An 11385-nucleotide genomic window follows, 5' to 3' on the forward strand; every position below is an offset into this window, starting at 1 on the left:
CCGATTCCCAGTCAGCCCTGCCCCAGAAGGATGCTTCCACGGATCTAGATGCTCTAGCGGTATCCCGTCATACTCCGCACTATGTGGCTATTGGCGATTCCTACACAACAGCCTCTTTTGACCCTGCTGACCTCTGGGAACCGTGTATCCGTAACGTCGTCGACTACCCCCACCTAGTTGCCGCCACAACTGGTTTACCGCTAGTGGAACCGGCCTGCATTGGTGCTACTGGATCCGGCTACTGGTACCCCTCCCGAGTAAAAGGCACGCATGTCACGGTGAAAGCCGCCTACCGCGACAAACTCAACAAGCACACTGCCTTAGCCACCATTAACCTGGGCCTTAATGACATAATGCTGGCATACCACATGAAACTTGTCCGGGAATGTTTCGCCGCTGCCTACACGAACACTAACCGCCGCCACAGTGCCTGCCAGGATCGTATTGATAAAACATACCGTTCCCTCATTGCGTTTCTTCCCCTGGAATTGGAAGGTATCTACCGCGACGCTAAAGAACGCATTTCCCCCAATGGCATGGTCATAGCCATCGGCTATGCGGAAATGTTTACCCCCGGTGGACCCTGCTGGGACAATGTTCTCATTGGGCCTGCTGACCGCGCCTACATTAACCATGTATTCAAGGGAATCAACCGGGCAGTTCGTCTTGCTGCACACAAAGCCCATGTGTATTCCTATATTCCCGGAGACCACCAGATACGTCTTACTTCAACGTGTGGGCTTCCTTTCCTCCGTTGGGCAAGCTCCACTGGTTTCCCAGAAGTTACTTATCCTATGCACCCCACTTTCGCGGCGGCTGTCACTACTGCATACGCTGTAAGCAAAATCTATCTATCTAAATACCCACGTCATTCGCGGTTAACAAGCAGTGACATAGCTCCTCGTGAATAGATACCAGCTTTTCTAACAGGTAGTATGGATTAATAATGCAACACGTTGATATTTCATGCAGTGCTATCTCCTGTATTGCAATGCACCAGGCACAAGCACTACGGCACGTATGAATCTCCCTATCAGCGTATAGAGCACTCTAGAAGGGATGCCCCGGATGAAACCCGCACGAGTTTTCGCCGGCCTAACTGCCAGCACCATTCTTACTGCCAGCCTTGCCCTCACCCCGCAAGCCGTCGCCGACCCCACTACTCCCACCTCAGGCGACGATACTGGTACTGCCCCCACTAGCCCCTACAACTATGCGGCTATTGGAGACTCCGCCACTGTGGCAGGCTCCTGGTTCCATCCAGAAAAAAACCTCTGCGGACGCAACAAAAAGGACTACCCTGCCATCACAGCGTCCGGAACCGGCCTGCAGCTTAACGAAGCTGCCTGCTACAACGCCACCAGTAAAAACTTCCAGTGGACGCAACCAGCTGGCTTCGGAAACTCCCCCAACTCTCCCCAAATTAAAGCTATCAACAAGAAAACCCGCCTTATCACTATCCAACTAGGATTACGCGATATTGTTGGCGCTGGCCCCACCTCCCTCTTCTCCAAGTGCGCCGCGTCCTGGGGCAAACAGTATGCTAGTATGGCGTCCGGAAAACTGACAGAACTGACCGGCGGCCCCTGCCGAGATCGCTACGAGAAGTCCACTCTGGAAAAATTCGATGGTCTAGAAAGCCATCTCGCTGCCCTATACACCGCAGCGAAAGCCCACGCCGGCGGGAATGCTCTTGTTGTTGCCATCGGTTATATGCCCATCTTCAACGACACAAATACATGTTGGGACGGCGCTTTTATTCCCCCACGAGATCGCGATTTCTACAATACGATCTACGATAAACTTAACCGCACTATCCGCCAGGCAGCCCGCACAGCCGGTATTTACTCTTTGGTTGTATCAAAGAACCTTGCTGTTCGTTCCGCTTGTGGTGCCCCTGGCATGCGCTTCACCACGTTTAGTGGTGTACCCGAGGCCTCCTACCCCATGGGGCCCACCGTTAACGGCCAAGCCCACATTGCCGCCACCCTTGAGCAAATGTGGAAAGACTGGAAGAGCACACACTCTTCCCTCTAGCCCCTAGCCGTACCTCCAGCCCCTATTAACCCCGACCCTGTTTACTATTTGCTATTTACTGAACACCGCGGTTACTCAATACTGCATTGATGCTGCATTGGCGTGATACTGACACTATTCTGCTGCTGTTCTGTTGCTGCCGCATAGCGCTAACACGACGCCACCGCCACTAACTCAGTAACTCAATAATTACGTAGCACTGTCGCATACCCATAAGGATCCCGGACATGACCAATGCCCACTCCTTGCCACTGCCCTCACGGCGACTCCGCCGTACCCTTGCCGCTGGCGCCAGCGCACTCCTCCTCGCCGGAAGCCTCACTACCCTCACCGGCTGCGGCAACGACAATAACGCCACCCCCGCCGGTGTCATTCGCGTCTACGGGTCCGAACCACAACACCCCCTCATTCCCACCAACACAAACGAAGTAGGCGGCGGGGACATTCTCCTCTACCTCTTCAGCGGCCTTATCCGCTACGACAACGACGGGAAAATGGTGCTGGCCCACGCCAAGTCTATTAAGGCGAACAGCAACTCCACTAAGTTCACCATCACTCTGAAACCCGGCTGGACCTTCAGCAACGGTGAACCCGTGACCGCGCAAAGCTATGTAGACGCCTGGAACTATGGTGCGTGCGGTAAAAACATGCAACTCAACCAGAGTTTCTTCAGCACCATTGACGGCTACGAGGACGTCATCCCCGAAGACAACACCGATTGTCATATGCGCGGCCTCACCGTCACAAGCCCGCTGAGCTTTACCGTTACTCTCAACCAGCCAGAGGCAGGTTTCCCACTCCGCCTCGGACATATTCCCTATATGCCACTGCCCCGCATCGCCTACAAAGACATAAAGTCTTTCGGCGAACATCCCATCGGCAATGGCCCATACAAGCTGGTAGACGGTAAAGCTTGGCTTCATAACGACCGTGTCCTCGCAGAAGTAAACCCCCGCTACAAAGGCGACCTCACCCCCCACCACAAAGGTATCTGGTGGATCTTCTACACCAGCCTCGACACCGCCTACGCAGACCTCCTCGGCGGCCAACTCGATACCATCGGCAACACCGTCGGCTCCACCGCCCTACCGAACTTCCAAACCGACTTCCCCACCAGCTACAACAACAAACCCACCGCCAGCTCCAGTGCCTTTGTCATCCCCGAATGGCTCCCCCACTTCCAAGGTGAAGAAGGCCGCCTGCGCCGCGCCGCCATCTCCATGTCCATCAACCGCCCACTCATTACGGACAAAATCTTCTTCGGCACCCGCACCCCCGCCAAAGAATTCACCTCCCCCACCCTGGGCGATGTTGACCTCAATGTGCCTGGCAATGACGTCCTCACCTACAACCCGGACAAAGCCCGGAAACTCTGGAAGCAAGCCAACAGCATAAAACCCTGGAATGACACTTTCCAGATTGGCTACAATGCCGACGGTGGCAACCAGCAGTGGGTCGATGCTGTCTGTAACAACCTCCACCAAGTGTTGGGGATCACCGCCTATGGCAAGGCCTACCCCACCTTCAAACAGTTCCGCGACGAAATCACCCAACGCACCATTAAGATCGCCTTCCGCTCCGGCTGGGCAGGCGACTACCCCTCCGTCTACAACTTCCTCCAACCCCTCTACATGACGGGCGCCTCCTCCAACGACGGCAACTACTCCTCCCCCGCATTCGATAAGCTCATCTCCCAGGCCGCGGCCGCGTCCTCCATCAACGAATCAAAGAAGTTCTACCGCAAAGCCCAAGCCATCCTCATGCGGGACCTCCCAGCTATTCCCCTGTGGTATCCCAACGCCTCCACCGCCTGGAACCCCGAGCTGAAAGGTGTCCACATCATGTGGAATGGCTACCCCAACTACACGCTTATCGAAAAGCCCACACCCGTCAAGGAGAAATAAACATGGGCTGGTACATCGTTAAACGCATCGGGCAAATGATCCCCGTCTTCTTCGGCGCCACCCTCCTCATCTACGCCATGGTGTTCCTCACCCCCGGCGACCCAGTAGCTGCCCTCGCCGGCGACAAGCCCCTCACCCCCGAGCTGGTCAAAGCCCTCCGCGACCAATACCACCTGAACGACCCGTTCATCGTCCAGTACGGGCTCTACCTGAAAGGCATCTTCACCGGGGACTTCGGCACCACCTTCAGCGGCCGCCCCGTCATTGATGAAATCTCCCGCGCCTTCCCCATCACCGTGGAACTGGCCCTCATGGCACTCGTCATCGAAACAGTTTTCGGCATTGGCTTCGGCGTAATAGCGGGACTGAAAAAAGGCGGCTGGTTCGACTCCACCCTCCTGGTGCTCTCCCTCATCATCATCGCCGTCCCCACCTTCGTCCTCGGCTTCGTAGCCCGCTACCTCTTCGGCATCAAATGGGGCGTAGTACCACCCACCGTAGGAGGAAACCCCAGCTTCGTCAACCTCCTTCTCCCCGCCTTCGTGCTGGGCATGGTGTCCTTCGCCTACGTGTTACGTCTCACCCGCTCCAGTGTTTCTGAAGTGATGGAGGCTGACTACGTGCGCACCGCCACCGCCAAAGGCCTCAGCCGCCCCAGAGTGATCTTTCACCACATTCTCCGCAACTCCCTCATACCGGTTGTCACCTTCATCGGCACTGACCTAGCCGGACTCATGGGCGGCGCCATCGTCACCGAAGGCATCTTCAACGTGCCCGGCATCGGCGGCCTGGTCTACCACGCCGTCATGCTCGGTGAAGCCCCCACCGTGGTCTCCATCGTGACCCTCCTGGTCCTCATCTACATGGTGGCCAACCTGCTGATCGACCTCCTCTACGCCGCCCTCGACCCGAGGATCCGCTATGCCTAAAGACAACACCCCCACAACCGCTACCACTGCCGCTGCTGCTGTCAGTACTACTGCTGCCGGCATTGTCGATACCGTCGACCAGACTGTGCCCGACACCCCACCCGCCGGCATGTGGACAGAAGCCTGGCGCCGCCTCCGCCGCCGCCCCCTCTTCTGGATCTCCGTCACCATCATTCTGCTGGTCCTCCTAGTAGCGGCCTTCCCCAGCCTCTTCACCAGCGTGGACCCCGCCGAAGCGGACCTCCTCAACTCCCTCGAAGGCGCCAAACCCGGCCACCCCTTCGGCTTCACCCAGCAAGGCTACGACGTCTACGCGCGCGTCATCTACGGTGCCCGCGCCTCCGTCATCGTCGGCATCGCGGTAACATTCTTCGTCACCCTCATCGGTATCCTCATGGGTGCCCTAGCCGGCTACTACGGTGGTTTCCTGGACTCGCTACTGAGCCGCATCACCGACATTTTCTTCGCCATTCCCCTACTGCTCGCCGGCATCGTCCTCATGCAGCTTTTCCCGCAGCGCAACATCGGCACCGTCATTCTGGTGCTGTCCGTATTCGGCTGGTCGCAGATGGCTCGCGTGGTGCGCGGCGCCGTCATCACCGTAAAAAACAATGACTATGTGCTGGCCGCGCGGGCGGTGGGAAAATCCCGCATGTCTATCCTCTTCACACACGTGTTACCCAACTGTCTGGCCCCCATCATCGTCATGGCCACTACTTCGCTGGGTGTGTTCATTGTGGCGGAGGCGACGCTCTCCTTCCTCGGTATTGGTCTTCCCCCCACCACTATTAGCTGGGGTAACGACATTTCCGTCGCCCAGCAGACACTCCGCCAAGCCCCTTTCACACTCTTCTGGCCTTCCTTCGCCCTCGCCCTCACCGTCCTGGGCTTCATCCTGCTCGGTGACGCACTGAAAGACGCTCTGGACCCGAAAGAACAACACCGCGGACGGAAGGGATAAGCCATGGATAACCGCACGCCCCTCCTCGAGGTAAAAGACCTCAACATTGCTTTCGGCTCCGGCAAGAACCCCATACCCACCGTCCACGACGCCAACTTCCAGATTTACCCTGGGGAAACCGTCGCCATTGTGGGTGAGTCCGGCTCTGGTAAATCCACCACTGCCCGCGCCATCATTGACCTCCTGCCCGCCACCGGGCATGTCACAAGCGGCTCCATCGTCTTCCAAGGCGAAGAGCTGGTGGGTGCTAGCGACAAGCAAATGTCGGCTATCCGCGGCCGCAAGATTGGCCTGGTTCCCCAGGACCCCATGACCAACCTCAACCCCGTGTGGACCATCGGCCAACAGATTACCGAAGCACTGGCCGCCAACCATATCGCTAAAGGTAAAGCCGCCAAAGCCCGCGCCTGCGAACTGCTTGCCGAGGCCGGCATGCCGGAACCGGAAAAACACTTCAACCAGTACCCGCACGAGTTCTCCGGCGGCATGTGCCAGCGCGCCCTTATCGCCATTGGTTTACATGCCCGCCCGGCGCTCCTCATCGCCGACGAACCCACCTCTGCCCTGGACGTTACGGTGCAGAAGCAGATCCTGGACCACCTGGAGGGGCTCATTGAGAACCTCGGCACCGCGGTGCTCCTCATCACCCACGATTTGGGTCTTGCTGCCGAACGCGCCACCCGCGTCATCGTTATGCAACATGGGCATATTGTGGAGCAGGGGCCGTCGCGGGAAATCCTTACTAACCCACAGCATCCTTACACGAAGAAACTCATTGCGGCCGCCCCCAGTTTGGCAGCGCAGCGCTCCGAGACCAGACACCACAAATCCTCCGATAGTGGCCTCACTCTGCTGCAGGTGAAGGGTGTAACGAAGCGATTTTTGCTACCTAGTTCCCGGCCGTGGAAGAAAGAGTACTTTACCGCCGTCAACAATGTGGACCTGTCCATCAAGCAGATGCACACCACCGCCATTGTGGGCGAATCCGGCTCCGGTAAATCTACCCTGGCGAAAATGATGCTGGGTCTGCTGGACCCCACAGAGGGGGAAGTGACCTATGAGGGTAAACCCATCCGTAAGATGCGCCGCGATGCAGAATTGAACTTCCGCAAGCGCGTACAGCCGGTGTTCCAGAATCCTTACGGCACCCTGGACCCCATGTGGTCGGTGTTCAACATTATTGAGGAGCCGCTCAAGGTCCACCATTTGGGCGATAAGAAAACACGTGCCCGGCGCGTCAGTGAGATTATGGACCGGGTGGCACTACCCCAGTCCATGCTGCGCCGCTACCCCATGGAATTATCGGGTGGTCAACAGCAGCGTATCGCTATTGCTCGTGCTCTTGTGTTGGAGCCGGAGCTCATTATTTGTGATGAGGCTGTCTCCGCTCTGGATGTGTTGGTGCAGGCGCAGATTCTGGAATTGTTGAATGAGCTGCAGAGGGATCTGGGCCTCACCTACGTGTTCATCACCCACGATTTGGCGGTGGTGAAGCAGATCGCTGACGATGTGGTGGTTATGCGCAATGGTGCCATTGTGGAGCGGGGAGAAACAGACGAACTGTTCGCCCACCCGCAGCAGGAGTACACACAACGGCTACTGGATGCTATCCCGGGTGCCAAGATCCTCGGCTAGTGTTTACCATTCTTAACGTATTTGTGTGTTCTTAATGTGTAGCTCGTGCAGATAGAAGCAGGGCTGGCCGCTGGTCGTGTTGCTGGGGTAATCTCAGGCTATGATGAATCGTCGTTTTACCGCCACCAGCCTTGTTGTTCTAGCCTCCGCTGCTCTCCTAGCGGGCTGCCACTCTTCTGACTCCACCGACACTACCGATTCCAGCACTACTACCCCATCCAGCTCCCTCTCCAGCCCCACTAAAAACCCCACTGATAAGCACTCTGCACGTATTCCGGCTGCTGCAGCACAGAACGGCGTCACCCATAAGTGTGGTGTAGTGGAGGGGCAGGGCACTCTCTATGTGAAGGAGAGCACTGTGCCGTGTACGGAGGCCAAGGGCATCATCAATATTTATTTGCGTGATTCCAGCATTAAGCATGAGGGGAATGCGAGTGTTGCGCATTTAGGTGACTGGACGTGCTCCACTAGCACTGCTGCTGTAGCGAAGAGCGATGGCTATTCCCTGTCGTGTACACGTAGCAGGGATCCGGAAATGATTGTGATTCCTTTCTAATAGGTTTTCACAATGTGCCGCGCTAGTTCGATGTGCCAGCGGATAGTGGGGTGGAGCATTTCACTGCCTTCGACAATGGCATATCCAGCTATGTAACGATAGTAGGGTATGCCGCAGGCTGAGCGGAGGAGAGTGTTTTCTCCTTCTCCTACTTGGTAGTAAGGAATATGCGCCCGTTCAGCAGCGTTGCGTGCTGCGTTATTAAGACTCACGATGAGCTCGTCAACGAGTTTCCGGGTTTGGAAGCCTAGAATGATCCCATCCCAGCAAGGGCCTCCGCCGTTAAACATCTGGTTGTACCCTACAGCCACTATTTTTGCTGAGGGGTGGGAGCGACGAACGGCATCCTTGTATATTCCTTCATAAACTGCTTCAAGGTAGGGTTCGACTGTGCGAAACCGCGCGTGGATGGCGCTGGTGCACTGCATTTCTGTACGTCCGTGGAGACGGTCGTACCAACAGAAGAGACGGAGGAACTCGTTGAGGCCTAATTGAATAGTGGCCAGACGTGTATCTTCGTCGATGGCATCTCTCATGGGGCTTTTGTAAATGCCCGTTTTCTTATCTGCGCTAGTTCTTACTAGGCGAGAGTGTAGCCAATAAGAGTTAAGGCCAGCCCCAGCACAGGAAGTGTTACGGAGCGAGAGCTTTGTGCCGACAGCAATCATTTCTGGGTAGCCTAAGCGATTACGCCAGCAGGGATCCATACGTATTGTGCCGATGAGTGAACTTCCTGGCCAGGAATCTCCTACTGCGACATAGTTTGGTTTTCCGGCACTGAGGGGGTTAATGGTGTCGATAAGTTCTTGGACGACTGGTGGTGCGATACTGGTTACTTCACTGGGGTCAGTGCTAGTTGATGCGTCTATGTCGTGCTTTCCCCAATGGGGTTCAACGGGAAGTTTTGCTATGGCATTGTGAAGGGCTGTGAGACTATCCTTTCCCGCTTTTACTGACTCTTCATCACGCCAGTTTGTTACATGTACTGGGGTGACGGTATGCGAAGTGGGAGCGGCATTAGCTGCAGTGGGTGCGAGCAGTGATGAAACGAGGAGAATCCCTACTGCAATGCCGGTAACGCATTTATAAAGGTGCTTGGCGGGGCGAATAATCATGGATGCCAGTATAACTTATTGATAATTTCCTCTTATTTATGACGCACCAACGTGTGAATGACAAAAAGCTGCCCTCCCGGCTAGATGCGGGGAGGGCAGCTTTTTGAGGGTCAGTGCTTATTTAGTTGTTTATTTAGTTTTGTTAGCTGGGGTGCTTTGTGGAGTGTCGAATACGCGGTGACGTTGGGGAACGTCCTTCTCGTATTTCTTCCACCTCTTATCCTTATGGATGGGGTTGGAAACCTTCTTGTTGATAATCGGAATGGTGATGGTGGTGTCGGCAGGCATGGTGTAGGTGCCGTGCTTTTCAGCGAGCTTGGCGTCCTTCTCGATCATGTCAGTGCTGCGAGTCCAATCAGAGGCAATTGGGTCATTAACGCGGCAGACGGAGCGGACAACACCATGGACTACCGGGTGTACATAATCCGGGTAGAAGAAGAGTAGCGGAACGAAGTTCGGCACAACATCGAGCTTCCAATCAGGGAGACCGAGGATCTTGTAGCCAATACCGCAGAGCTTCCCCGGTATACCTGCTGCCTTGTCTATGCCTATTTTTTCTACTAGGCCGAACCCGCTCTTGGCAGCTTTTGTCACGATTGCGATAGCGACCTTAGAGCCAAGGACAGGTATGAGGTTGAACGGCAATGCTAGCGGTAAGCTAGCAATACCGGCGAGTGCACCGACGGCGATAGCTGGTTTAAGGCTGGTAACCGCGCCTACCACGCCTAGTGGCTTACCCAGAATCTCTGCAGGTTTGCACACTACGCTCTTTGCGGAGGGGACAGTGGGGATAAGGACGGGGAAAGCCTTTTGAACAGCATCGGTGACGATCTTATCGCCTACATTGATGACGAGGATCTTCCACATGATGGTGGTGATCTTCTCAGCAATGTGGGTGGTAAGGGTGTAGATGTTCATTTCGTCTTCAACGGTGAGGTCACCGAGGGTGATCCAGGTGAAGGCGCGCTTGTCCTTGAAGGAGGTTGCGGTGGAGGCAATGTAGGTGATGGTGGGGTTATCGATCTTTTCGATGATGCCACCGATCTGGTCGGCACGAACCGGTATGGTGCCCTGGTTGATCTTAATGATTTCCAGCTGGTTCAGGTAGAACTTGGTGGCCATGTAGAAGAGTGTCTGGAACTCGGGGCGAACCTGCTTGCTCATTCCGCTGATGACCTCATTTGAGATTTCGCGGAGGGTGTACTCGCTGAGCGGGCGGCAGGATTCGCTAGCAACGCCAAGGCCGTCAACAACCTTCTGAATGTTCACACCCATCTTGCCGGGGAGTCCTTTGGCGTTGGGGTTGTGGTTGTAGGCGTTGGGGTGAGAGTTGGAGTTCTTCTTGGAGATGCAGTTTTCCTGCATTGCGTTCTGGACGAATCCACCAATTGCCTGAATCATCTTGGGGGCGTACTTCGCTACAAGCTTGGCACCACCAAAGGTAGAGATGTGGAAGATATGCAGGAAGCTGATAACGAGTCCCTTCGGCATAACTTCCGACCAAAGCTGGAGGGGAATGCCTCCGAAGTAGAGAACGGTGAGGACGCTTTCAATAGCTTCGTTAAGGGTGATGTCCTGAAGGTTGACGGTGTCCTTCCAGCCGTTGTTGCGACCTTTCATGATGCTGCTGACGACGAGGTCTACAACGTGGTCGTCAACTTCGCGAGAGGGACCGCCGATCTGGGAGGCTGGGGTGTTCACCAGGAGCCGGCTGATCTGCATATGTCCTAAACGATCACCGTATTTGCGGGCATTATCCTCAAATTTTTTCTGTTGTTCTGGATGACCTGCAAATGTGCCGGAGATGGCATCAACAGTGAGGTTAAAAACTCCACCAAGAGTGAGTTCATCGGAGGTTTCACAGTAGGCATTCTGCGCAGAAGCACTGGACTGGAGCGCTGGTGCGGCAGCAGCTGCAGGAACCGGAGCGGCAACTGCCGGAGCTGCAAGTGCTACTGCTGTCACCAGAGACAAGATTGTCGTAGCACAGCGAGACACAGGCATGTTCCTTTCGGGAAGACTATGAAGGGGTTAAAAGGGTTAGACGTGTAGACCAAAGGTATACCCATACAAGTCTAGGATGTTGATACTTTTTCGTTAAAGAATTGAGATATTATTTTTGTGATATTTACCATTTAATAACTATATAACCTGCAAATTTATAAATTATTTCCCCAAATTTATTATTTAATAACGCTGGAAGGCCATAGTTCTTATGCTGTCGGTTAACAAATCAATATGTTAACAA

General features: G+C 55.2%; 9 protein-coding genes. 7 read left to right on the forward strand and 2 right to left on the reverse strand.

Features of this window, described 5'->3' with window-relative positions; genetic code table 11:
* The 7 genes from QZV76_RS04525 to QZV76_RS04555 form a co-directional block, all read left to right on the forward strand.
* Window positions 1-911: GDSL-type esterase/lipase family protein (locus tag QZV76_RS04525; RefSeq protein WP_290598640.1), on the forward strand; the 911-nt coding region annotated here is incomplete at its 5' end.
* Window positions 912-1068: 157 nt separating this feature from the next.
* A complete protein-coding gene (locus tag QZV76_RS04530) occupies window positions 1069-2037 on the forward strand; it encodes a GDSL-type esterase/lipase family protein (RefSeq protein WP_290598641.1) in 969 nt (322 codons plus the stop codon).
* 227 nt (window positions 2038-2264) lie between these two features.
* A complete protein-coding gene (locus QZV76_RS04535) occupies window positions 2265-3941 on the forward strand; it encodes an ABC transporter substrate-binding protein (RefSeq protein WP_290598643.1) in 1677 nt (558 codons plus the stop codon).
* Between the two features lie 2 nt (window positions 3942-3943).
* Window positions 3944-4870, forward strand: coding sequence for an ABC transporter permease (locus tag QZV76_RS04540; protein WP_290598644.1), 927 nt, complete (start codon window positions 3944-3946; stop codon window positions 4868-4870).
* Window positions 4863-5831, forward strand: a complete 969-nt coding sequence (locus QZV76_RS04545; protein ID WP_290598645.1) for an ABC transporter permease — start codon at window positions 4863-4865, stop codon at window positions 5829-5831. The genes QZV76_RS04540 and QZV76_RS04545 overlap by 8 nt, the downstream gene beginning before the upstream one ends.
* A gap of 3 nt (window positions 5832-5834) precedes the next feature.
* The gene (locus QZV76_RS04550; protein ID WP_290598646.1) at window positions 5835-7466 is read left to right on the forward strand and encodes an ABC transporter ATP-binding protein; all 1632 of its coding nucleotides are present in this window, start codon (window positions 5835-5837) and stop codon (window positions 7464-7466) included.
* 100 nt (window positions 7467-7566) lie between these two features.
* Window positions 7567-8022, forward strand: a complete 456-nt coding sequence (locus tag QZV76_RS04555; protein ID WP_290598647.1) for a hypothetical protein — start codon at window positions 7567-7569, stop codon at window positions 8020-8022.
* On the opposite strand, the gene QZV76_RS04560 is transcribed toward QZV76_RS04555, so the two are convergent.
* Both QZV76_RS04560 and QZV76_RS04565 read right to left on the reverse strand, forming a co-directional pair.
* Window positions 8019-9137, reverse strand: coding sequence for a hypothetical protein (locus QZV76_RS04560; RefSeq protein ID WP_290598649.1), 1119 nt, complete (start codon window positions 9135-9137; stop codon window positions 8019-8021). The two genes, QZV76_RS04555 and QZV76_RS04560, sit on opposite strands and share 4 nt — an antisense overlap.
* Window positions 9138-9266: 129 nt before the next feature.
* The gene (locus tag QZV76_RS04565; protein WP_290598651.1) at window positions 9267-11141 is read right to left on the reverse strand and encodes a hypothetical protein; all 1875 of its coding nucleotides are present in this window, start codon (window positions 11139-11141) and stop codon (window positions 9267-9269) included.
* Window positions 11142-11385: the final 244 nt, after the last annotated feature.

This window comes from Lawsonella sp. (assembly GCF_011525565.1).
Taxonomy (GTDB): domain Bacteria; phylum Actinomycetota; class Actinomycetes; order Mycobacteriales; family Mycobacteriaceae; genus Lawsonella; species Lawsonella clevelandensis_A.